The following is a 23,762-nucleotide window of genomic DNA, read 5'->3' on the forward strand; positions in this document are numbered from 1 at the left end:
AATCAGGAGAAAACAGAGCCTGAAGCCGCCAGCGCGGCAGCAAAGGCCTCTTTGTCAAGCCCCAAATTTAAGGCATTATTTTCGAAGTAGCTGACCAAATTTTCGGTGGCCATATTGCCCACGAGTTCGTCTTTGGCCATGGGGCAGCCCCCGTACCCGCGCATGGCCCCATCAAACCGACGGCAACCGGCCTGGTAGGCGGCCTCTACTTTTTCGTGCCAGGTGGTGGGGGTGGTATGCAGGTGCGCTCCAAACTCGATGTGTGGGAAAGCAGGTATAAGCTCCTTGAACAGGTAGCTGATGTTCTCCGGGTTGGATACGCCAATGGTATCGGATAGCGAGATGATCCTGACGCCCAGTTTATCCAGCTCCTCCACAAACCGGATCACGGTAGCCGCATCCCAGGGGTCGTTATAAGGGTTTCCGAAGCCCATGCTGATGTAGGTCACGAGGGATTTACCCTGGCGCTGGCAAATGTCCTGTATCTGGGCCAGTTGGTCCATGGCCTCGGCGATGCTCTTGTTGGTGTTACGCTGCTGAAACGTTTCGGACACCGAAAGCGGAAAGCCCAGGTAATCGATGGCCGCATGGGTGGCCGCTTCCTCTGCCCCGCGCACATTGGCTATGATGGCCAGCAGTTTGGAGCGGGTACTGCCCAGTTCGAGCCCGGCCAGCACCTCGGTGGTGTCGGCCAGCTGCGGAATAGCTTTGGGCGATACGAAGCTCCCAAAGTCGATCGTGTCGAAGCCCACCTGTAGCAGCTTATTGATATAGTCGATCTTGGTCTGTGTAGGTATAAAATCGTGCAGGCCCTGCATGGCATCGCGCGGGCACTCGATCAGTTTAATGGTATCGTCTGTCATAGAAAAGCGATTTTGGTCGTTTTGTCAAAGATACAAATAAGCGCCTGCTTGGGTTGGTGTGTAGGTGATAATTTGCATACGCCAGGTATAGCAACGCAAGGCTGGGCTTATCCAGGGCATCTAAAGAAGGATAACGGTATAATAATTTTTATATATGCCGCCAATCTCCTATATTTTGCTTGCGAAATACAGAGGTTACTTACCAAGAGCAGGATGACCCACATCAGGAAGAGCACAGTACTCATAACAGGAGGAGTTTCGGGAATAGGCAAGTTGATGGGCAGCAAATGCCTGCATCGAGGCGCCACCCGTTTGCTGGTGTGGGACATAAACCCGGATGGCCTGCAACAGATGCGCCTGGAGTTGAGCGAGGCAGGCCATGAAGTGCATACCTGGCAGCTGAACATTGGCGATGCGGCACAGGTGCAACAGGCTGCAGACGCTGTAAAAGACTGTTTTGGCGCGCCTGATATATTGATCAACAATGCGGGCATTGTAGTGGGCAAGCCTTTCGTGGAGCACAGCATAACCGAGATAGAGCGTACCCTGCAGGTAAATGTGCTGGGCGCCATGCTGGTGACACAGGCTTTTTTGCCGGCCATGGTGGCCCGTGGCAAGGGCCATATCGTAAACATCGCCTCGGCGGCAGGCCTGCTTCCCAATCCGCGTATGAGCGTGTATGCGGCCAGCAAATGGGCGTTGCTCGGCTGGTCAGAAAGTCTGCGGCTGGAGTTGGAGCAGACCGGCCCGCAGTTGAAAGTGACCACCGTTACCCCAAGTTACATTGATACCGGCATGTTTGCCGGCGTGAAGGCGCCGTTCCTAACACCCATCCTGCAACCCGATACCATTGCCGAAGCCATTCTGCAGGCTGTGGAGCAGAACAAGATCCTGTTGCGCAAGCCTTTTATTGTCAACCTTCTCCCCTTGCTGCGAGGCCTTCTTCCTACCCGCGTGTTCGACGTGGTGGCAGGCCAGTGGTTTGGGGTCTATACCTCCATGAATGCCTTTACCGGGCGGCCGGCTGCCGACACAAAGCCGACACACGCAACCTAACCCTTTACCCGCTATGAACGCAACAAACACCTTTGTAAACAGGGTCAGCCCCGCCAAGGAAGCAGACCCGCAGGCCGTGCTGGACCTGCTCGAGCAGCAACGCTCCTTTTTTGCCGGAGGCCATACCCTGGATATCGCTTTCCGCAAAGCACAACTCCAGCGCCTGCTGGAAGCTATACGCAGTCACGAGCAGGAGCTGATCGATGCTATGTATGCTGACTTCCGGAAACCGGCCTTTGAAACTTACACCACCGAAATTGGCTTTGTCGAGAAGGAGCTGCAGCTCGCCCTGAAGCACATGGAACGGTGGGCCAAACCACAGCCCGTCAGCGAGACGCTACTCAACTTCCCGGCCCGCAGCTATATTTATTCACAGCCTTATGGCGTAGCACTTATCATCGGCCCCTGGAACTACCCACTGCAATTGGTGCTTAACCCCCTGATCGGCGCGCTGGCGGCAGGCAATTGCACCATCATCAAGCCCTCTGAGCTCACGCCTGCTACTTCGGCAGTCATCGCAAGGCTTATTGCCGTAACGTTTGACCCGCGCCTGGTCGCTGTAGTGCAAGGTGGTGTGTCAACCACGCAACACCTGCTAGCCCAGCGGTTCGACTTTATTTTCTTCACAGGAAGCACTCAGGTGGGGCGCGTGGTAATGAAAGCAGCCGCAGAGCACCTGACGCCGGTTACGCTGGAGCTCGGCGGCAAAAGCCCTGTGATTGTGGCCGAAGACGCTGACCTTGGGCTGGCAGCGCGGCGCATCGCCTGGGGTAAGTTCATGAATGCCGGCCAGACCTGCGTAGCCCCCGACTACCTATTGGTGCAAGAACAGGTAAAGGACGAACTGATCGAGCGGCTGCGCATCGCCATCCACGAGTTTTACGGCGACTCACCACGGCACAGCCCGGACTTTGCCCGCATCATCAACGACCGGCATTACCAGCGCCTGAGCAATTACCTGCAGGACGGCAAAGTGCGGATAGGCGGGCAGCACGACGCCGAAAGCCGTTTCATCGCCCCCACCGTGCTGGACCAGGTAACCTGGCAGCACCCCGTCATGCAGGAGGAGATTTTCGGCCCGATTCTGCCTGTGCTCACCTATTCCCAGCTGGATGAGGCCATCCGGCAGGTAAATGCCCGAGAGAAGCCACTTGCCCTGTACTTCTTCTCATCGGACAAGTGGCAGCAGCAACAGGTGCTGGAGCAGGCCCACTTCGGGGGAGGCTGCATCAATGATACCATATCCCATCTCATCAACCCTAACCTTCCTTTTGGAGGCGTGGGCGAAAGCGGCGTGGGGAGCTACCACGGGCAGGCAAGTTTTGAGCTGTTCTCTAACCAGAAAAGTGTCGTGCACCGCGGCACCTGGATCGACCTTCCGCTTCGCTATCCGCCTTACGGCAACCGGCTTGCTTTTATCAGAAAGATATTCAAGTGGCTGTAAGCTAAGGTATAGGTATACCAGCGGAAGGTATGTAGCCGAGCCCTAGTACTTCACGTATGCAAATAAATGAGGGCGGATGCCGTATAGCAGCTGTACACCCTCTTATACCTGATAAAACTATGGAAAACCTGATTGAATACCTGGACGAATCGCTGGTACCCCTGGAGGAAAAGGTGAAGGAGTACCTGCACGTGGAGCGCGACATCCGGCTGCTGGAGGTAGAACTGCTGTCGCTGCAGAGCATGAAACCTGACTTTGACCCGGAGCAGAACCTGGAGCAGCACCTCACCAACCAGCAACCCCAGAACACCCTGAACGACAAAGAACAGAAGCTGAAGGAACTGCTCGAAAAATATGGTAGCCTGCAGCAGGAAGTGATCCGCATGCTGCCCGAGCAAAACAAATTTGTGGAACTGAATCTGGGGTATGGGCCAAGTATGGTGGGCTATTTTACGGTAGACCCTGAGACCCGCACACCGCTCGAAGAACCAGTGCTTCGCGTGGTACACTAAATTTGTTACCTTTGGCCGACAGCCAAAGGCTACTGTCACCATATACTTCCTTCATGGGCTTACTTTTCTTTTACCTGATCATTTCGCTTCTATTCTCCTTTCTGTGTTCGCTGCTCGAGGCAGCTTTGCTCAGTATAACGCCCTCGCATGTAGGCATCACTGCACAAGAAAACCCTACACTGGGCAAGCATTTACAGGAATTTAAGGATAACATAGACCGCCCCTTAGCGGCCATTCTGACGGTGAACACGTTTGCACACACCATCGGCGCGGCTGGCGTGGGAGCGCAGGCGCAGATCATCTGGGGGGAGGAATACCTTTCGCTTGTTTCGGCCATACTCACCATCATTATCCTCATTCTTTCCGAGATCATACCTAAAACCCTGGGCGCCAACTATTGGAGGCAGTTAACGCCGTTTACGGTAGCAACGCTGCGCATCATGATCTATTCACCATTGTATCCGCTCATCATCCTGTCCCAGTTCATCACCAAGCGCCTGAAGCGCGAAAAAGACAAGAGTGTGCTGAGCCGGGCCGACTTTACGGCCATGGCCGAAATAGGTATAAAAGAAGGTATTTTTAAGCGGGGTGAGTCTCAGATATTGCGCAACGTGCTGCGTTTCAACCAGATTCTGGTGCGCCACGTTATGACGCCCCGCACCGTGGTCTATGGGGCGCAGGAAGATATGTCAATCGTCGATTTTTTCAAACAGGCCAAGACGCTCCGCTTTTCCCGCATACCGCTATACCAGAATAACCTGGACGACATCAACGGCTATGTGCTCAAAGACGAGGTGCTGGCCAAACTGATCGATAACCAGGGCAACCAGCCACTGAAAAGCATCAAACGCGACATTGAAGTTGTGACGGAGTACATGCCTATACCTGAGCTGTTCAGCCGACTGTTGAAAGACCAGAACCACATTGCGCTGGTGGTGGATGAATATGGTGGCACCGCCGGTATTGTCACCATGGAGGACATCATCGAAACGCTGCTGGGAATGGAGATCATGGACGAGATGGACAACGTGGAGGACATGCAAAAGTGGGCCCGTGAGAACTGGGCGAAAAGAGCCAAAAGCATCGGACTCAAGACAGAGTAGACAGCCTGTTACAGAATATCTACAACCAACTGAAACTAGAAACACCCCGCCGTGTGATGGACGGCGGGGTGTTTCGTTATACCTGCAACTTTGTCTTAATGAAACTGCTCTTCTTCGGTAGAGCCTACCAGGGCGGCTGTAGAGGCGGTGCCTGACGTAACCGTGTTTTGAATGGCGTCGAAGTAGGCAGTGCCCACAAAAGACTGGTGTTTCACTGCTTTGAATCCGTCTTTCACCAAGCCAAACTCCCGCTCCTGCAGTTCAGAGTAGCCTGCCATGCCACGGGCCTTGTAGGCCTTGGCCAGCTCGAACATGCTGGTATTGAGCGCATGGAAACCGGCCAGTGTGATAAACTGGAATTTGTAGCCCATCGCCGCAAGCTCTTCCCGGAACGTCTCCATTTCCTCTACGCTCAGTTTGGCAGCCCAGTTGAAGGACGGAGAGCAGTTATAAGCCAGCAGTTTGCCCGGATACTCGGCATGAATTGCCTCCGCAAAGCGGCGTGCCTGTGCAAGGTCCGGCGTAGAGGTTTCCATCCAGATCAGGTCGGCATAGGGGGCATAGGCCAGGCCGCGGGCTATACCTTGCTCAATGCCGCAGTTCACACGGTAGAAGCCCTCACTCGTGCGCTCGCCAGGTATGATGAACTCGTGGTCGCGTGGATCAATGTCGCTGGTGATCAGGTTGGCAGCGTCGGCATCGGTGCGGGCCACTAGCAAAGTCGGTACGCCCATGACATCGGCAGCCAGTCGCGCCGCCACCAATTTGTTGATGGCCTCCTGTGTCGGCACCAGCACCTTGCCACCCAGGTGGCCACACTTCTTGGCGCTCGATAATTGATCCTCGAAGTGCACCCCAGCGGCACCCGCCTCGATCATCATTTTCATCAGTTCAAAGGCATTCAGATTGCCCCCGAAACCAGCCTCCGCATCGGCTACAATCGGCACCATCCAATCAATTTCGCCCTCACCCGTCACGCTCTGTATCTGGTCGGCACGCAGCAGGGCGTTGTTGATTTTCTTGATGACATTTGGAACACTGTCAGCTGGGTATAAGCTCTGGTCGGGGTACATGTGCCCGGCCAGGTTGGCATCGGCCGCCACCTGCCAGCCGCTCAGGTAGATGGCGTTGAGACCTGCCTGCACTTCCTGCACAGCCTGGTTGCCCGTCATGGCGCCCAGTCCGGCCACATACGCTTCGGTGTGCAGCTTGTGCCACAGCTTCTCTGCCCCATTACGGGCCAAAGTGTACTCGATCTTTACGGAGCCCTGCAGTTTTACAACTTCGTCGGCAGTGTACGGTCTTCTTATACCTGCCCAGCGTGGGTTCACCAACCAGTCCTGCTGGATCACCTGAATTCTTTCGGTCTTGTTCATATGAGTTTAGAAGTTAGAGAGTTTAAAAGTTTAGGAGTTAGAATTAAAAAGTTTGGAAGTTGAGAAGTGAGAATTAGAGAGTGTGGAAGTTTCAGTTGTGAGTGATTATAGAATTGAGAGGAGGATCAGTTTTCATGAATCTTCTCCTGTTATTTCCTAAACTCTTACATCTTCAACTCCTAAACTCTCAAACTCCCCAACTCTCAAACTTTAATCGATGTACTTGTATGCCGGGAGGGTCAGAAAATCGACGAAACAGGTGGAGAGCACGAGTTCCGAGAAGAGCTGGGAGGCGCGTTCGAAGTGGCAGTTCTTGAACATGGCCAGGCCGACCTCCTCTTTGATGTGCTCCGTCTCTTCTTTGATGAGCTGCAGCACCCGCGCTTCAGTAATGGGCTCATCCTCGGCGGTGTGGGTGCCCGCGTGGTGCAGCCACTGCCATACCTGCGCCCGCGAGATCTCGGCGGTGGCGGCATCTTCCATCAGGTTGTGGATGGCAGCCGCGCCGGTGCCACAGAGCCAGTTGCCGATGTAGAGGATGCCCACGTTGATGTTGAGTCGCAGTCCGGCCTCTGTGATCTTTCCCTCTTCGATGTTGAAGTTGAGGAGGTCATCAGCGGTAACGCTCACCTCTGCGCGCAGCACCTCTTTTTGGTGCGGTTTATCGCCGAGCACTTTGTCGAAAGCCTCTCGTGCCACTGGAATCAGGTCCGGATGCGCCACCCAGGTGCCATCGAAACCGTTTCGGGCCTCGAAGTCCTTGTCGGCTTGCACTTTCTCGAAAGCGGTCTTGTTCACAGCCGGGTCGTGGCGGTTCGGGATAAAGGCCGCCATACCGCCCATGGCATGGGCTCCGCGCTTGTGGCAGGTCTGCACCAGCAAGTCGGTGTAGGCTTTCATAAAGGGCACCTGCATGGTGATGGCCGTGCGGTCCGGGAAGATGACATCCGGCTGGTTGCGGAACTTCTTGATGGCGCTGAAAATGTAGTCCCAGCGACCGGCGTTCAAGCCCACCATGTGCTCACGCAGCTCGTACAGGATCTCGTCCATCTCGAAAGCGGCCAGTATCGTCTCGATCAGCACGGTCGCTTTGATCGTGCCCACAGGCAGGTCCAACGCCTCCTGCGCCGCCACAAACACATCGTTCCACAGCCGGGCCTCCAGGTGACTCTCCAGTTTGGGCAGGTAGAAGTAAGGGCCCGTGCCACGGGCGATGAGCTCCTTGGCATTATGAAAGAAGAACAGCCCGAAGTCAAACAAAGCCGCAGAGATGGGTTTGTCCCCGATGACCAAGTGCTTTTCGGTCAGGTGCCAGCCTCTGGGGCGCACTTTCAGCAAAGCCACTTCGTCTTTCAGCTGGTATACCTTGCCGTTCTGGTAGGTGATGGTGCGGCGCACGGCATCGTAGAGGTTGAGCTGCCCCTGCACCACGTTTTCCCAGGTGGGTGAGTTGGCGTCCTCAAAGTCAGCCATAAACACATCGGCACCGGAGTTGAGCGCGTTGATCACCATCTTGCGGTCCACCGGCCCTGTTATCTCGACGCGACGCAGTTGCAGGTCGGCAGGTATAGCACCCACTTTCCAGTCTCCCTCCCGAACCACTCTGGTCTCCTGCAGAAAATCGGGACGCTCACCGGCATCAATACGCTGTTGCCGCTCCGCTCTTGCTCTCAGGAGTTCTTCTCTACGGCTGTCGAAATGCTCATGCAGCATAACCAAAAACTCAAGGGCTTCAGGCGTTAAAACTTGCTCTACACCTTTAACAGGTACTCCTTTTACTTGGGCTGTGCTTTCTACTAACATATATATAAACTTAAGGTGATGGATTGTCATTTTACCATCTATACGCGAACATTTTAATTTTGGCGAATTTTCGCTAAATAAATTTTTTACGTTTTTAGGAAAAAATTGCAGAATCGCGTTTATTTAGCATATAGACCAAAAAAAAAATTTTCCATGCGGCTACAGGAAGATGTTATCCGGCTTATACTCGGGCTGAAAATCAAACAGTTAAGAACAGAAAAGAACATCTCACTGACGGACCTGGCCACGAGTACAGGCATATCGGTGTCGTACCTCAATGAGATAGAGAAGGGAAAGAAACACCCCAAGCCGAGCAAGATTGCCGTGATTGCCGACGAACTGGGCGTGACCTACGATTACCTGGTGTCGCTGCAGCTGAGCAAGCGCCTGCAACCGGTGGGCGAACTTTTGCAATCCAACATTTTATCGGAGTTACCGCTCGAGCATTTTGGCCTAGATGTGAGCCGCTTGCTGGATTTGTTTGCCACGGCCCCGGCCAAACTGAGTGCCTTTGTGAACACTTTGCTGGAAATCTCCCGTGCATTCGATTTGCGTGTAGAACAATTCTACTTCTCTGCCCTGCGCTCCTATCAGGAACTGCATGATAATTACTTCGAGGACCTGGAACTTGAAGTGGAGCGTTTCATGGAGGTACAAGGCATAAGCGCTGAGACCACCCCTACTTTTGAGCAACTGGCAGGTATACTACAAGAATCATTTAACATAAAAATTGAAACGGAGACAATACAAAGCCATGCTGAGCTGATCTCGCTTCGGTCTGTTTTTATTCCGGGTGCGACACCGTCCCTGTCGCTCAACCCCAACCTGACAGCGCAACAGCGTGCCTTTGCAGTGGCCCGGGAGCTTGGTTTTCAGGTGTTGCAATTGCAGCCACGTCCCTATACCTCTACTTGGGTGCGGGTGGGGTCTTTTGAGGAAGTGCTTAACAACTTCAAAGCCTCTTACTTTGCCGGCGCCCTCCTACTCAACCGTGACCGTTTGGTGCAGGACCTGCAGACATTCTTTGCGCAGCCTACCTGGCAGCCGGCCATGCTGGTGCAACTAATGGAGGGCTACCGCACCTCTCCGGAAACACTCCTGCATCGGCTCACCTCGCTTTTACCCCGCTTCTTCAGCATCAAACAGTTGTTTTTCCTGCGCTTCCATCACGACGCGGCCCTCAACAGCTTTTCCCTGACCAAAGAACTGCACCTCTCCGGCCTGCACAACCCGCACGCCTCGTTCCTGAACGAGCACTACTGCCGCCGCTGGATCTCGCTCACGCTGTTTGAGGAAATGGAAGAGCACAAACGGGCCGGCAACCTGGAACAGCCGCTGGTAGGTATACAACGCTCCTCCTACATCAATTCTACGAACGAGTACCTGGTACTGGCCCTGGCCCAGCCAACCGAGAGTCTGACCGGCACCATCAGCATCGGCATGCTGCTCAACGAGAACCTGCGCAGAAAGGTCCGCTTTCTGGACGACCCTGCCATTGTGCACCGCTACGTCAACGAAACCTGCGAACGCTGCCCTGCCCTGGATTGCCTCGAGCGTGCGGCGGCGCCCGTAGTGCTGGAAAAACAGCTGTGGCAGGAGAAGGTGATGCAGACGCTGGAAGGGTTGAAAGGGTAAAATCCCTTAACACCTTACAAAATTCCCCTAAAACCCCTATCTTCGGGATTAGATTCTTCACCCGCTCCATGGCCCAGTTCTATTTCCGGCAAACCACCGTCACCCAGGGGTTCAACGCTCCGCTTTCGCTCTTCGAACTGCACCAGCAGATACGGGAAGAGCTGGAAATGGCGTTTCCGGAGAGCTACTGGGTGGTGGCCGAGATCTCTCAGGTAACACCCGATCGCCGTAAAGGGCATTGTTACCTCAACCTGATCGATAAAGGCGATGACCCGCGCGGGGCGATACAGGCGCAGGCCCGGGCTACGATCTGGAGTAGCCGCTTTCAGATGCTGGGGCGCTATTTTGAGGAGAAGACAGGACAGCCGCTCAAGGCCGGCCTTAAGATCCTGTTTCAGGCGCAAGTGCGTTTTCACGAACTCTATGGCCTGAGCCTCGACATTGTCAACATCGACGCCAATTACACCATCGGCGACCTGGCCCGGCAGCGACAGGAAACCCTGAAGCGCTTGGAGGCAGAAGGCTTGCTCACGGCTAACAAAGAGCTGGAAATGCCACTGGTACCGCAGCGACTGGCGATTGTATCGTCGGCCTCGGCGGCGGGCTATCAGGATTTCATTCACCAGCTCGAACACAACAGCTACGGCTATACCTTCGATACGCGTCTTTTTCCGGCCACCGTGCAGGGCAATGAAGCACCAGCCTCCATTGTGAAGGCCATGGATCTGATTGCCAGGTATAGCCACTTGTTCGACGCCATTGTGATCATTCGTGGGGGCGGTTCGCAGACGGATCTGGGTTGCTTCGACGATTATAAAGTAGCCGCTGCCATTGGCAACGCTCCCCTGCCTGTAATAACAGGTATAGGGCACGAGCGCGATGAAAGCATTTCCGATCTGGTAGCGCATACCCGCCAAAAAACCCCAACCGCCGTGGCGAATTACCTGTTGGAGAAAGCGCTTGCTTTTGAATCGGAGGTGGAAGGGCTTTTTGACAGCATCTACATGTTTGCCGCACAGCAACTGCGCCTGTCCGCCGATAAACTGGAGCGCCAGAGCCTGAAGATTTCGAACCTGACCAATGCTTACCTGCAGGAAAACCGGGAACAGCTGGAGCATTTCTCGAAGAGCCTGCTGCTCAGACCGAAAAACTTCCTTCACAACCTGAAACTGCTCCTCAGCGACAAAGAACAGCTCATCCGGGCCAACACAAAAGACCTGCTGCACCTGCGCGGGAAGGAACTAAGCGAACTGAGCGTATGTGTGGAAGGTATGGGCCAGCGTTGGCTGCACATGAAAGAGCAGGACCTGAACAAACTGGTGCACTGCATCGAGACAGAGGCCAAGGACAAGCACAAGCGGAGCCAACTGAGTTTTGTGAAGTGCAGCGACCGCCTGCAGTACAGCGCCCAGAAAAAACTGAGCACCGACAGCCACAAGCTCGAACTCCTGGAGATGCGCATTCAGGCCAATGACCCGGAAAAGCTGTTGCTGCGCGGCTATACCTTGACCCTGCTCAACGGCAGGATCATCAAGCATATGGGACAGGTGAAAGAGGGAGATGTGATCGAAACGCGCCTGCAGGATGGCAGGGTACACAGTTTAGTTGTAAACAAAGACGAAAATGAATAACAAAGACATAAGCAAAATGACGTACCGCGAAGCCACCCAAGAGCTGGAGGAAATTCTGCGGGCTATTGAAAGCGACTCCGTGGATGTGGACGAACTTACCCAGAAAGTGCAGCGCTCATCGTTGCTCATCAAATTCTGCAAGGACAAGCTGCGCCATGCCGAGAACGCCATTAACCAGGTATTTAACGAAGAAAACTGCGAAGATCCTGCTTCGAAGGCGGAGAAAGGCAGTAGCGGCAATGGCACCTTGTTCCAATAGGCAGAAGTGATCATCGCATGAAAAAATTCGCTCTTATCCTGATCGTCCTGCTAATAGGCCTGATCGTGTACAATGCGACTAACATTGACTTTTCGGATTCACTGGCTTCTGTGCCTAACCAGCATGTATACATGCGACTGGTGACCAATGTGCTGGTGCTTATTTCATTGATATACAGTTATCGCAGGTATAGCAGGAAGGTGGACAATCAGTCACAGGAATAGGTATAGCTTATCTTTCTATCACACACAAAAAGCCCCGAACTGTCTTTTGCAGTCGGGGCTTTTGCGTTTCACTATAACCTCTCTAAAGTAATTCTTTCGGTAGTTTTTTCTGCTTTAAACCGATCAGGCGGGAAAGTAATTTACGGGCCTCTTCACAGCTGTCGAGGTGGTACTTGGCCACAGAGTGCGAGTTTCCGATCTTGACGGTATAGGCCTCGCGCGGCATGGCTTTGAAAATGTCTTCGTCGCCCCAATCGTCGCCGATAGCCAGCACAAAGTCGTGCGGGTACATGTTGAGCCAGTAACCGGTTGCCTTGCCCTTGCTCACTTCCTGCGCCTTGATCTCGACAGCCATTTGTCCGTCGAGCACCTGCAAATTGCTGTTGGTGGCCAGGAAGTTGAGGTGACTCACGAGCTCACGGGCACGCAGCTCGCCCAAACCGGTTTCTACGCGGCGGTAGTGCCAAACCAGCGAGTACTCTTTCTCTTCAATAAACGAGCCAGGCGTGCGGTCCACGTACAGGTCCAGGATCAGGCGGATGTCGCTTTTCCAGTCGTCGATGAGGCTGGTCATGGTCTGCCAACCGGTGCCGCGCTGCTTTATCCAGACGCCATGCTCGGCAATCAGGTCGATGTTCAGGTGGCCCAGCCAGCGCTGCATGTTGTCCTTCTCGCGGCTGCTGATCACCACCACCCGGTTCTTTGGATTGCTGCTCAGCATCTGCAAAAGCTCCAGCAGGTCCTCGTCGGGCGCGGCCATGAGCGGACGGTTGTGGTAGTCGACCAGGGCGCCGTCGTACTCCAGGAAGAACAGACGTGAACTAGCTTCTTCGTAAGAGTTGCTGAGTTCCTGGTAGGTCGCTTCATCGAGGTAGGTAGTGGCCATGGACAGCTGCTTGATCTTCACATAAGAAAGCCGGTCCATGAACATGCTCACCCAGTGGTGGATGTTATACCTGCGCAGCGACTCCTGCATGTGCTGCATGTGCTGCTTCTGAATATCTTCGGGCATGGTGAGGGCCGTGTGCAGGGTCTCCACCATCTGGTTGATGTCGTTCGGGTTGATCAGCAGCGCCTCCGAGAGCTCTTTGGAAGCCCCCGCCATTTCGCTCAGGATCAGTACACCGGTCTGGTCGAGCTTGCTGGCCACATACTCCTTGCACACCAGGTTCATGCCGTCGCGCATCGGGGTTACGAGTGCTACATCCGCCATGCGGTAAAAGGCAGACAGGGTTTCGAGCGGGTATGAGCGGTAGAAGTACTGGATCGGGTTCCAGTTCATGTGGCTGTACTTGCCATTGATGCGGCCCACCAGTTCGTCCACCTCGTTTTTGAGCTCTTTGTACTTCTCCACCGCATCGCGCGAAGGCACCACCAGCATCACCAGGGTCACTTTTTCATGAAACTCGGGGTAGCGCTCCAAAAACAGCTCAAAGGCCTGCAGGCGCTGCGGTATACCTTTGGAATAATCCAGGCGGTCGATGGAGAGCACGATCTTCTTGGAGTGCAGGTTGTTTCGGAAAATCTTCTCCCGCTTTTTCACATCCTCGCTGTCCGCTGTCTGCTCATATTTCTCGTAGTCGATCCCCATCGGGAAAGAGTCGACAAGCAGGGAGCGGTTGCCGGTGTTGATCCAGCCGTGTGTGCTGCCGTGGCCCACCAGGCGGTTGACCGAACTGAGGAAGTGGCGCATGTCGTCGTAGGTATGGAAACCGATCAGGTCGGATCCCAGCATCCCTTCCAGCAGCTCTTTGCGCCAGGGCAGCAGGCGGAACACTTCATAAGATGGAAACGGAATGTGCTGGAAGAAGCCGATAGTGCTCTCGGGTAATTTCTCGCGCAGCATAGAAGGCAACAGCAAAAGCTGGTAATCGTGCACCCAGATCGTGTCGTCGGGCTCGGCCACTTTCACCAACTCGTCGCAGTACTTCTGGTTCACCTCCACGTAGGTTTCCCAAAGTTGCTGCTCATAAATGGCGTACTGACTGAAGTAGTGAAAAGTAGGCCACAGGGTTTCGTTGCTGAAGCCTTCGTAAAATTCTTTAATTTCCTTTTCGGTGAGAAAGACCGGGTGCATGTTCTGACCGTTCAGGTTCTCGACGATCTGCTGTTGCTGCGCTTCCTCCTCTACCACCATGCCGGGCCAGCCAATCCAAAGGTTGTTCTTTTTCTTGTAGATAGAGCCCAAACCCGTCGCGAGGCCGCCCTCGCTCGGTTTAAAATCAAGCCGGCCCTCATGTTCCTGTAGCTTGACAGGGAGCCGGTTTGAAACAATAATCAATTTCGCCATGTGATTATACCTAATGTCAGGCTGCTGCAGCTGCTTGCCCAGGGTGTGGGTCCACAACGTTCAGTGTCCGGATTCAAAAAAATTCTCTGCCTATTTTTATGGCATAGGCAGTCTTTATAGCATACGGATATACTTGTGCGCACGTTTTAGCTATATAGTAAAAAATATATGAAATAAAATCCGGGGACTGACTGTAAGGTATTTATCCCACAGCGCTTCAGGCGCCTGATACCTGTCTGGTCAGTGTATACCTGGGTTTGGGTTACCAAATCCGCAAAAAACTTACTATCTTTAGACAAGAGCTTCATCCCGAAAGATTGGCGTCAGGTTCGGGATGCTCCAGATCAGGAAACCATTTCCGATCGTTCGCAGTAACAGCTTACACATTAGCCAAAGAACAAACCACTCCATGGATTACTTCAAAGGAATTGACCCTGCTATTGTCAGTTGGGTCATTATACCTGCTCTTATTTTTCTTGCCCGTATTATGGACGTTACACTGGGCACGCTCCGCATTGTTTTTATCTCGAAAGGCGACAAGATCATTGCTCCGCTGCTGGGTTTTGTGGAGGTGCTCGTCTGGCTCGTGGCCATCACGCAGGTGATGCAGAACCTGAGTAACATCGCGTCTTACTTTGCCTGGGCGGCGGGCTTTGCAACCGGCAACTTCTTGGGTCTGCGCATCGAACAAAAACTGGCGCTGGGCCAGGTGGTGGTGCGCGTCATCACCGTCGACTCAGGCGACGAGCTCATCAGCCGCCTGACCAATCGCGGCTACCGCCTCACGGCTCTGGACGCTAAAGGCTCTCGGGGCAAAGTGAACCTGCTTTTCATGATCTTAAAGCGTAAAAAACTACAAGAGGTCATCCAGATCATCCGCGACTACAACCCAAACGCCTTTTATTCCATCGAAGACGTGCGCTCTGTGTCCGAGACTGACATGCCAGAAGAAGAGAGCAATCGCCGACTCAACATCTGGAAACACTTCCCGCTGCGGAAGGGAAAATAGGGCTTTAATGAGGGTATAGACTAACGGGAAAAGGGCTTTTGTATTTGCTTTCTGCCTGCAGAGAAGACGGATAGACAGCGGATTTTGGTCTTTAGGAATAAGTGCAGATACTACAGTATACCTGTGCATAAATAACATCCCCCTGCCCCCTTCTTTGTCGAGGGCCTCTACCCCCAAGGGGGACTTTTCTACTACTACACTTCGAAAGGTATAAGCACTGTAGCACATGAACACTGGCAGGTATAGCAAGGCTAACTTGCCCCTTGCGCTATGCAACAAACAGCCTTAGCCAGGTGCACCTAAATGATTACCCACTGTTTGAGCGTTCAGCGAGTGGGGGTAGGGGCCCTCGATTTGGGGAATCTTGACTTTTTTGCCTACTTTGGGGGTAGGGGCCCTCGATTTGTGTCAAGACAAAAAGTAGGGCCCGCCCGGCCAGGGCAAGCTATAAAACAAAACAGTTTAAGGTATAGAAAAGCAGCTACGCCAGGTATAGGTATAGGTATAGGTATAGCTATGCTACCAGCTACACCTGGGCCAGCGTCTCTACGATACCAGACACGAACGAGGACGCTCGCCCCAATACCGCTATACCTCCTAAGCATAAAAGATGAGTGTCTGCCTAAACCAGACAGACACTCATCTTTAAAACTTACTTTAAAAGTAACTCTAGGGCTGGTACTTAAAATACACCACCGCCATAGGCGGCAACCGCAACACAAGCGAATAAGCATGCCCATGGAAAGAATCAGGTACAGCCTGCAGCACCCCATGGTTGTGGAAATTACTACCTCCAAAGTGACTGTCGTCGCTGTTGAACACCTCTACCCAGTTACCTCCGGTAGGTACCCCCAAGCGATAATGCTCGTGCACACCCGGCGTGAAGTTGCAGACCACCAATAGCTGGTCCTCTGCCCTGTTGCCTTTGCGCAGGAAACTGATCACGCTGTTGTGCGCATCGTTAAAGTCGATCCATTCGAAGCCCTGTGGGTCGAAACCTTTGTCATAGAGAGCCGGCTCGTTGCGGTAGAGGCGGTTGAGCGAACGGACCAGTTCCTGCACGCCTGCATGGTAGCCGTAAGCCAGCAGGTGCCAATCCAGGCTGCTGTCGTGGTTCCACTCTGTGCTTTGGGCCATTTCGCCGCCCATGAACAAAAGCTTGGCACCCGGGTGGGCATACATATAGGCATAGAGTGCCCGCAGGTTGGCAAAAGCCTGCCATTCGTCTCCCGGCATCTTCCGGATAAGAGAACCTTTGCCGTGTACCACCTCATCATGCGAGAGCGGTAGCATGAAACGTTCACTAAAGGCGTAGATGATGCTGAAGGTAATGTCTCCCTGGTGATGCCTGCGGTAAATCGGATCCTTCGAAAAATAGGTGAGCGTGTCGTGCATCCAGCCCATCATCCATTTCATGTCGAAGCCGAGCCCTCCGTCTGCTACTTTGCCCGTCACCTGCGGCCAGGCTGTAGATTCCTCTGCAATGGTCAGGGTGTCGGGGAACTGCGTGTGCACAGCTTCATTAAAGTCTTTCAGGAAGGAAATCGCCTCCAGGTTTTCGCGGCCACCATACTCATTCGGGATCCACTCGTCGTGCTTGCGGCTGTAGTCCAGGTATAGCATGGAGGCTACGGCATCTACCCGCAAGCCATCCACGTGGTATTTGTCGAGCCAGAAGAGCGCGTTGCTGATCAGGAAAGAGCGTACCTCGTTGCGACCGTAGTTGAAAATGTAGCTGTTCCAGTCGGGGTGGTAGCCTTTGCGCGGGTCGGCGTGCTCGAACAGGTGCGTACCGTCGAAATAAGCCAGCCCGTGCTCGTCGGATGGAAAGTGCGAGGGTACCCAGTCCATGATCACGCCAATGCCCTCGCGGTGCAGGGCGTCTATCAGGCACATGAGGTCCTCCGGCGAACCGTAAAGACTAGCCGCAGCAAAATAGCCTGTGATTTGATAACCCCATGAGCCGCTGAAAGGATGGAACATCACCGGCATGAATTCCACGTGCGTAAAACCGAGATCTTTGACGTAAGCCGGCAGTTCCTCGGCCAGTTCGCGGTAGGTCAGCGGACGGTTGTTGTCTTCGGGTTTGCGGCGCCAGGAACCTACGTGCAGTTCGTAAACAGAGTAAGGCTGTGGCTGGCCATTTTTCGCTTTCCGTTGCTGTAGCCAGCTGTCGTCCTGCCAGGTATGGTGCAGCTCGTGCACCACCGAAGCGGTTTGGGGCGGCTTTTCACGACGCAGGGCAAAGGGGTCGCTCTTCTCCACATGGTACATGTGGTAGCGCGACCGGATATGATATTTGTACAGCATACCGGCCTGCACATCCGGAATAAAACCCTCCCATATTCCGGAGCCATCTGCTCTGGCCTGCAACTGGTGGCTTTCGCGGTTCCAGGAGTTGAAATCACCCATCACCGAAACCTGTTCGGCATTCGGAGCCCATACCGCAAAGTAGGCGCCCTTGGTACCCTGCCGCTCCATCAGGTGTGAGCCAAGTTTTTCGTACAGGTTGAAATGGCGACCTTCGCGGAACAGGTAGATGTCGAACTCGGACAACCGACTGATATCGTAGTAGACAGGACCGGTTTGTTCCTGCTGGGGCTGCTCCATGGCAGGTGCGGGAGTGGTCGAAAATGCTACCTCCTGTGCCTGCTGTTGCGCAACCGACCTGGGCGTTCTCCTCTCCTTCGGCTTGGGTTCACTTTGTCCTGCGGCTGTTTCGGCTGAAGTGAGCTGCGCCGCACGTCCCCGGGTTGGTTTCACCATCACTTCCTGGGCTGCAGCTCCCGGTTCGGATGTGTCCGTTTTGCGCGGCCTGCCCCTTTTAGCGGGCGACGCAGCAGCTCCGGACTGTACTTCTACTGTAGCTATACCTTCGGCCTTTCTGCTTTTTTTACCTCTCCCCTTTTGGTCTGGCACTGCGCCTTCGTTCATGGCTGCGCCGGTTCCGGTTTCCATACCTGTCAGTGGGTTCTGCTGTGTGTTCTCCTGTTCCTTTTTCTTAGCCATTCTGATATTTCCTCATGATGTACTTTATGCCTCTGATCGGGATGAGCACCCAATCCGGACGGTTATTCAGTTCGTAGCCCAACTCGTAAATCGCTTTCTCGAGCAGGAACGTTTCCATCAACACCTGGATGTCCTCTTCGTTGCCTGGTACTATACCGGAGCCCTGCGTTTTGTCCAGGTAGCTGTGCATGAAGAAGCCGCTGGCGTAGTGGTACCATTGCTCGGCCCATTGCTCCAGGTAGGCGCTGTCTTCTTTGCGGAAGCTGTCTTGCTGGAACAGCGCATTGTAGGCCGCGTAATGGAACGAGCGAATCATGCCCGCCACGTCGCGCAGCGGAGAGCGTTTGAGTCGGCGCTCGCTGAACGAACGGGCAGGCTCACCCTCAAAATCGATGATGATGAAGTCGCGGCCCGTGAAGAGCACCTGCCCCAGGTGGTAGTCGCCGTGGGTGCGTATTTTCAGGGTGTCTATCTTTCGGCGGAAAATCATCTTGAAGCGCTCGAGTATCTCCTGGCGCATCTGCAGCACTTCCTCAGCCTCGGCCCGCACGTTGTCCGGCAAGTTGGGCAAGTGCTTTTTCAGACTGTCGAAGTTGCTTCGCACCAATGAGGTGAGCGACGAGTACAGCGAACGCTGGTAGTGCAGCGAGAATGCCTCTGGCGCAAAGTCCTTAGATTCGGCCATATCGGCCAGCGCCAGGTGCATTTCGGCGGTGCGCTGCCCCAGCAGTTCGATGCGCTCCACAGATGCTCCTCCTAACTGTAATTGCATATGCTCCGGCGATTCAGAAAATGGCACTGGTCTGGACAGCGTACCTGTTGTATCGGTCAAAGGCTCGTGGTCTTTGTGGGTCTGTAGTCGCTCGAAGAAGCGCTTAAGCGAGTCCTCCATGTACACCCAGGCATCGCCCTGGTTTGGCACCAGTTCCTGCAGCATGACAAGCACCATCGGTGGTTTGCCATCCTCTTCGTGTTCTATCGAGCCCAGGTATAGCGGCACGTTCGGGAAGTCCCTGTCCGTGAGCGCCTGCACAATCTCAACATCGGGGTTTTTGGTGCGGTCGAGCTTACGGTATACTTTCAGGAAGAACTGGTTGTCGTACAGCACCGACGTATTGCTTTGCTCGGCGCCCAGAATCTTGGACGAAAGCGCATGCCCCACTTCCTTTATTTTGGAAGCGATGGAACGCGTGCCTGTACCTACCAACTCGGCGCCATCCACCTTTATGCTCTTGCGCTTGGCCATCAGGTTGAGCAGCAACTGGCGGTAATCCTCCGAGTACACGGCGTCGTAGAGTACTCCCTCTTTGCCGTCCATGGTCACACGGGCAATCACACTGTTCGGCTGACTGGCTATCAGCTCCTGTTCCTGTTCGCCGCTGGCAAAGGCAACTGGCAACTGGTAGAGTTCGGGCAGTCCCTCGTTGTAGCTCACCTCAATGAACAGCAAGGATGCGGCAAAGCGACCCGCCGTCATGGGCGTGTTACTCACCACCTGCATGCGCTGTATCGTGCGGGCCTTGCCCCCGAACCAGCGGCGGTTCATCACGTACGGCTGCAGCACCTTGTTCTCTAAAGTTTTAAGTGCCCGTGCAGGTATAGCCTGGTTCAGCGGCGGCAACTGCATGGCTGGTTTCTTCATGTCGAGCCCCTCGCGGCCGCTTACTTCCTGCGGCTGCAGCTCGAACCAATAGTAGCCATGCGCCCCCATCGTGAGCACGTAGTTCTCGTCTTTTATCTGCGGGAATTTGTTTTTGCTGAACACCTCCACAGGCACATAGGCACGGAACTCTGGCAGGTCCAGTTCCACCGCCTCGGGGAAGCGCGACAGGTTGGCAATCACCAGGATATTCTCGTCTTGGTACGAGCGCACAAAAGCCAGCACCTTGGCGTTCGACGGGTTCAGGAAACGGATAGAGCCACGGCCAAAGGCCTTGTAGCGCTTGCGCATGTTGATGACGCGGCGCATCCACCAAAGCAGCGAGTTGGCGTTGTGCTGTTGCGTCTCCACGTTCACCGACTCGTACTTGTACTCGGGGTCGATAATCACGGGCAGGTATAGCTTCTGCGGGTTGGCCGTGGAGAAGCCTGCATTGCGGTTGTCGTTCCACTGCATGGGCGTACGCACGCCGTCGCGGTCACCCAGGTAGTAGTTGTCGCCCATGCCAATCTCGTCGCCATAGTACACCACAGGTGTGCCTTTCATCGAGAAAAGCAGCACGTTCATGAGCTCTATTTTGGCGCGGTCGTTGCCCAATAGCGGGGCCAGACGGTGGCGTATACCCAGGTTGATTTTGGCGAGCGGGTCACGCGTGTATACCTTGTACATGTAGTCGCGCTCCTCGTCGGTCACCATCTCGAGCGTGAGTTCGTCGTGGTTGCGCAGGAACATGGCCCACTGGCAAGTCTCCGGTATTGCGGGCGTCTGGTCGAAGATGTCGATAATCGGGAAGCGGTCCTCCATCTTCACCGACATGAACAGGCGCGGCATAATCGGGAAGTGGTAGTTCATGTGGCACTCGTCGCCGTTGCCGAAGTACGAAGCCGAATCCTCGGGCCACATGTTCGCCTCGGCCAACAGGAGCTTGCCCTCGTATTTCTGGTCCACGTGCGCCCGCAGCTTTTTCAGGAAGTCATGCGTTTCGGGCAGGTTCTCGCCATTGGTGCCCTCCCGCTCAAACAAATATGGCACGGCATCCAGACGGAAGCCATCCACGCCCAGGTCGAACCAGTAGTCGAGCGTCTTGAACACTTCTTGCTGCACATCGGGGTTGTCGAAGTTCAGGTCGGGCTGGTGGTGGAAGAAGCGGTGCCAGTAGTATTGGCCCGCCACGGGGTCCCAGGTCCAGTTGCTGGGCTCGTAGTCGGTGAAGATGATGCGCACGTCCTTGTACTTAGACGGGTCGTCGGACCACACGTAGTAGTTGCGGTGCTTCGAGCCCTTTTTGGCGCGACGCGCCCGCTGGAACCAAGGGTGCTGGTCGGAGCTGTGGTTGATAACGAGCTCGGTGATGACCTTGAGCCCGCGACGGTGCGCCTCTTTCACGAACAGCTTGAAATCCTGCATGGTGCCATAGCTCGGGTTGATGCTGTAGTAGTCGGCGATGTCGTAGCCGTCGTCCTTGAGCGGCGACGGGTAGAACGGCAGGAGCCAGATGGCCGTCACGCCCAGCTCTTCGAGGTAGTCGAGCTTTTGCATGAGGCCTTTAAAGTCGCCGATACCATCGCCGTTGCCGTCCATAAAGGCCTTGATGTGCAACTCGTAGATGATGGCGTCTTTGTACCAGTGAATGTTGTCGTCGAGAAGGGTGTTGTCCTCTGCCATATATTTTTTTCTGTTTTATTCGTGTTTGCCGTGGTCTTCAGGTAACCAGGTATCGTCCAGGTTGTCGTGGCCCATGCCTGGGGTGGCCGTTTCGATGCGGAATACGTGCACGGGCATTTCGTGCGGACGAAGCTCCACGTAGTTCCACTCGCTGTTCCAGGTATACTTGTGCTCGGTCATCAGGTCGTGCACCAGGTATTGCTGCGTGCCATCCATCTTGAGCGCATGCAATGGCACCTGCACCCAGCCCGCCTGCGTATTGTGGTAATCCATGTTCACGACCACCAGCATCTTGTTCTGGCGGCTGTCGTCCCACTTGGCGTAGCACAGCAACTGCGGGTTGTCGGTGTCGCCAAAGGCGATGTTCCAGGTGGTTTGCAGCGCGGGGTTCACCTGCCGTATTCTGTTTATCTTAGTGATGACCTCCCGTATTTTGGTAAGCTTGCCCCAGTCCCAGTGGTAGATTTCGTATTTCTCCGAGTCCCAGTACTCCTCCTTGCCCTGCACGGGCGTGTTGATGCCGAACTCGTACACAGGCCCGTACAAGCCGTAGTTCGACGAGAGCGTGGCCGCCATCACCACACGGGCGATGTGCGCGGGTTCGCCGCCTGTCTGCAAGTCGTGCGGCAGAATGTCGGGCGTGTTCGGCCAGAAGTTCGGGCGGTAGAAATCGCGCATCTCGGTCTGGGTGAGTTCGCGCATGTACTCCTTTATCTCAGCGGGGTTGTTTCGCCACGTGAAGTAGGTATAGGACTGCGTGAAGCCAATCTTGCCGAGCCGCTCCATCACCCGCGGACGGGTAAATGCCTCGGCCAGGAAAATCACCTGCGGGTATTGTTGGCGCACTTCCCGAATCATCCACTCCCAGAAGCCGAATGTTTTGGTGTGTGGGTTATCGACCCTGAAAATGTACACGCCCTGTTCTATCCAGTGCACCACAATGCTCTTGAGCTCGCGCCACAGGTTCTGCCAGTCCTCGGTTTCGAAATTGACAGGCAGCACGTCCTGATATTTCTTGGGTGGGTTCTCGGCATACTGCACCGTGCCGTCGGGGCGCCACTTAAACCATTGCGGGTGCTCTTTCACGTACGGGTGGTCGGGCGAGCACTGAATGGCAAAGTCCAGCGCGACCTCGATGCCATGCTCGCGGGCGGCCTGCACAAAATGGCGGAAGTCGTCCAGCGTACCCAATTCGGGAAGTATGGCCTTGTGTCCGCCTGATTCAGCGCCAATGGCCCAGGGCGAACCTGGCTCTCCTGGCTGCGATGTCACGGAGTTATTCTTGCCTTTGCGGAATGCGTGCCCAATCGGGTGAATAGGGGGCAGGTATATCGTGTCGAAGCCCATTTCGGCGATGCGAGGCAGTAGGCGCTCACAGTCCTGGAAAGTGCCGTGGCGACCAGCCTCGTGCGCGGCGGAGCGGGGGAAGAACTCGTACCAGGTGCTGAACAGCGCTTTCTGGCGCTCCACTTCCACGGGCAGAATTTTGTGGTAGGTCGTTACGTTCTTTCGGTCGCAGCAAGCGTGCATCAGTTCCGACACATCATCGCCCGTCGCCAGGGCAACGGCATCGGCCACGGAGCTAGGTCTGTTCAATTGCTCGGCCCATTTGCGCAGGCGCTTTTGCTGGCCAGGCTTGGCAGTGGCGGCTGATGCCTCCATGAGTTGTGCGCCAATCTGCAGTTCCACCGTAACATCCTGGTTCGCCTCGAATTTCTTTTTGAGTCCTTTCTGCCAGGTATAGAAATGGTCCACCCAACCCTGCAGGGTATACTCGAAAGTACCCATGCTGTCGGGTCTGAAGCTTACTTGCCAGCGGTCGTTGCCCAGAAATTGCATGGGCACTTCGCTCCATTTTTTCTTTTTGGCGTGGCGGTAAAGCAACACGGCCTTTACCTCGTCATGACCGTCTCCGAACACATCCGCCGTCACCACGACCTCCTCTCCCACGATGCGTTTGATTGGATACTGCCCACAGTTTACCTGCGGCTTCACGTTCTCGATGACAACCCGTTTGGTTCCTTCCAGTGCTTCCATGTATGCTTTTTTTCCTGATTTGCTTAAAAGTAGCTAATAGGTACTCCTTGCGCGCGCAATAGGTTTCGGGTGGAGATGGGGTGCTATCCTGCAGCCTGTGTTAAGTGGCTCATAGCGCAGCTTTGCAAGCTGAAAAGATTGAATTGGCTAAAAAAGAACAACCTAATCCTGCATAAGGCAGTTAAA

16 protein-coding genes are annotated in these 23,762 nt (G+C 54.6%); 9 read left to right on the forward strand and 7 right to left on the reverse strand.

Going from position 1 to position 23,762, the window contains the following annotated elements:
• Positions 1 to 2: 2 nt before the first annotated feature.
• Positions 3 to 863, reverse strand: coding sequence for a hydroxymethylglutaryl-CoA lyase (locus BD749_RS13095; RefSeq protein WP_101444973.1), 861 nt, complete (start codon positions 861 to 863; stop codon positions 3 to 5).
• 213 nt (positions 864 to 1,076) lie between these two features.
• Between BD749_RS13095 and BD749_RS13100 the strand changes: the two genes are divergently transcribed.
• From BD749_RS13100 to BD749_RS13115, 4 genes are all read left to right on the forward strand, one after another.
• A complete protein-coding gene (locus BD749_RS13100) occupies positions 1,077 to 1,919 on the forward strand; it encodes an SDR family oxidoreductase (protein WP_101444976.1) in 843 nt (280 codons plus the stop codon).
• A gap of 13 nt (positions 1,920 to 1,932) precedes the next feature.
• A complete protein-coding gene (locus BD749_RS13105) occupies positions 1,933 to 3,363 on the forward strand; it encodes an aldehyde dehydrogenase (protein ID WP_101444978.1) in 1,431 nt (476 codons plus the stop codon).
• 119 nt (positions 3,364 to 3,482) lie between these two features.
• Positions 3,483 to 3,875, forward strand: a complete 393-nt coding sequence (locus BD749_RS13110) for a hypothetical protein (RefSeq protein WP_101444980.1) — start codon at positions 3,483 to 3,485, stop codon at positions 3,873 to 3,875.
• Positions 3,876 to 3,928: 53 nt separating this feature from the next.
• Positions 3,929 to 4,978: a CNNM domain-containing protein gene (locus tag BD749_RS13115; RefSeq protein WP_101444983.1), complete on the forward strand. Its 1,050-nt coding sequence runs from the start codon at positions 3,929 to 3,931 to the stop codon at positions 4,976 to 4,978.
• Positions 4,979 to 5,073: 95 nt separating this feature from the next.
• On the opposite strand, the gene aceA is transcribed toward BD749_RS13115, so the two are convergent.
• Both aceA and aceB read right to left on the reverse strand, forming a co-directional pair.
• Positions 5,074 to 6,354 carry an isocitrate lyase gene (gene aceA, locus BD749_RS13120; protein ID WP_101444986.1) on the reverse strand — a complete coding sequence of 427 codons (1,281 nt, stop codon included), beginning with the start codon at positions 6,352 to 6,354 and terminating at the stop codon, positions 5,074 to 5,076.
• Between the two features lie 210 nt (positions 6,355 to 6,564).
• Positions 6,565 to 8,157 carry a malate synthase A gene (aceB, locus tag BD749_RS13125; protein ID WP_101446594.1) on the reverse strand — a complete coding sequence of 531 codons (1,593 nt, stop codon included), beginning with the start codon at positions 8,155 to 8,157 and terminating at the stop codon, positions 6,565 to 6,567.
• Between the two features lie 153 nt (positions 8,158 to 8,310).
• Here aceB and BD749_RS13130 point away from each other — a divergent pair, with 153 nt between their 5' ends.
• From BD749_RS13130 to BD749_RS13145, 4 genes are all read left to right on the forward strand, one after another.
• Positions 8,311 to 9,792, forward strand: a complete 1,482-nt coding sequence (locus tag BD749_RS13130; protein ID WP_101444988.1) for a helix-turn-helix domain-containing protein — start codon at positions 8,311 to 8,313, stop codon at positions 9,790 to 9,792.
• Positions 9,793 to 9,860: 68 nt separating this feature from the next.
• The gene (gene xseA / locus BD749_RS13135; protein ID WP_101444991.1) at positions 9,861 to 11,423 is read left to right on the forward strand and encodes an exodeoxyribonuclease VII large subunit; all 1,563 of its coding nucleotides are present in this window, start codon (positions 9,861 to 9,863) and stop codon (positions 11,421 to 11,423) included.
• Positions 11,416 to 11,682, forward strand: a complete 267-nt coding sequence (gene xseB / locus BD749_RS13140) for an exodeoxyribonuclease VII small subunit (RefSeq protein WP_101444993.1) — start codon at positions 11,416 to 11,418, stop codon at positions 11,680 to 11,682. Before xseA ends, xseB begins: the two co-directional genes overlap by 8 nt.
• 17 nt (positions 11,683 to 11,699) lie before the next feature.
• Complete coding sequence (locus BD749_RS13145) at positions 11,700 to 11,906, forward strand: hypothetical protein (RefSeq protein WP_101444995.1); 207 nt, start codon at positions 11,700 to 11,702, stop codon at positions 11,904 to 11,906.
• 82 nt (positions 11,907 to 11,988) lie between these two features.
• Here the strand turns inward: BD749_RS13145 and BD749_RS13150 are convergent, their stop codons facing one another.
• Positions 11,989 to 14,196: a bifunctional alpha,alpha-trehalose-phosphate synthase (UDP-forming)/trehalose-phosphatase gene (locus BD749_RS13150; protein WP_101446596.1), complete on the reverse strand. Its 2,208-nt coding sequence runs from the start codon at positions 14,194 to 14,196 to the stop codon at positions 11,989 to 11,991.
• 409 nt (positions 14,197 to 14,605) lie between these two features.
• Here BD749_RS13150 and BD749_RS13155 point away from each other — a divergent pair, with 409 nt between their 5' ends.
• Positions 14,606 to 15,205, forward strand: coding sequence for a DUF2179 domain-containing protein (locus BD749_RS13155; RefSeq protein ID WP_101444997.1), 600 nt, complete (start codon positions 14,606 to 14,608; stop codon positions 15,203 to 15,205).
• A 669-nt stretch (positions 15,206 to 15,874) separates the two neighbouring features.
• On the opposite strand, the gene glgB is transcribed toward BD749_RS13155, so the two are convergent.
• The 3 genes from glgB to BD749_RS13170 are packed head-to-tail and all read right to left on the reverse strand — an operon-like array spanning position 15,875 to position 23,576.
• Positions 15,875 to 18,214 (reverse strand): 1,4-alpha-glucan branching protein GlgB, encoded by a 2,340-nt coding sequence (gene glgB, locus BD749_RS13160; RefSeq protein ID WP_101445000.1) that lies wholly within the window; start codon positions 18,212 to 18,214, stop codon positions 15,875 to 15,877.
• A complete protein-coding gene (treS, locus tag BD749_RS13165) occupies positions 18,207 to 21,539 on the reverse strand; it encodes a maltose alpha-D-glucosyltransferase (RefSeq protein ID WP_101445002.1) in 3,333 nt (1,110 codons plus the stop codon). Before treS ends, glgB begins: the two co-directional genes overlap by 8 nt.
• A 15-nt stretch (positions 21,540 to 21,554) precedes the next feature.
• Positions 21,555 to 23,576: an alpha-1,4-glucan--maltose-1-phosphate maltosyltransferase gene (locus tag BD749_RS13170; RefSeq protein ID WP_101445005.1), complete on the reverse strand. Its 2,022-nt coding sequence runs from the start codon at positions 23,574 to 23,576 to the stop codon at positions 21,555 to 21,557.
• Positions 23,577 to 23,762: the final 186 nt, after the last annotated feature.

The organism is Pontibacter ramchanderi (assembly GCF_002846395.1).
GTDB lineage: Bacteria > Bacteroidota > Bacteroidia > Cytophagales > Hymenobacteraceae > Pontibacter > Pontibacter ramchanderi.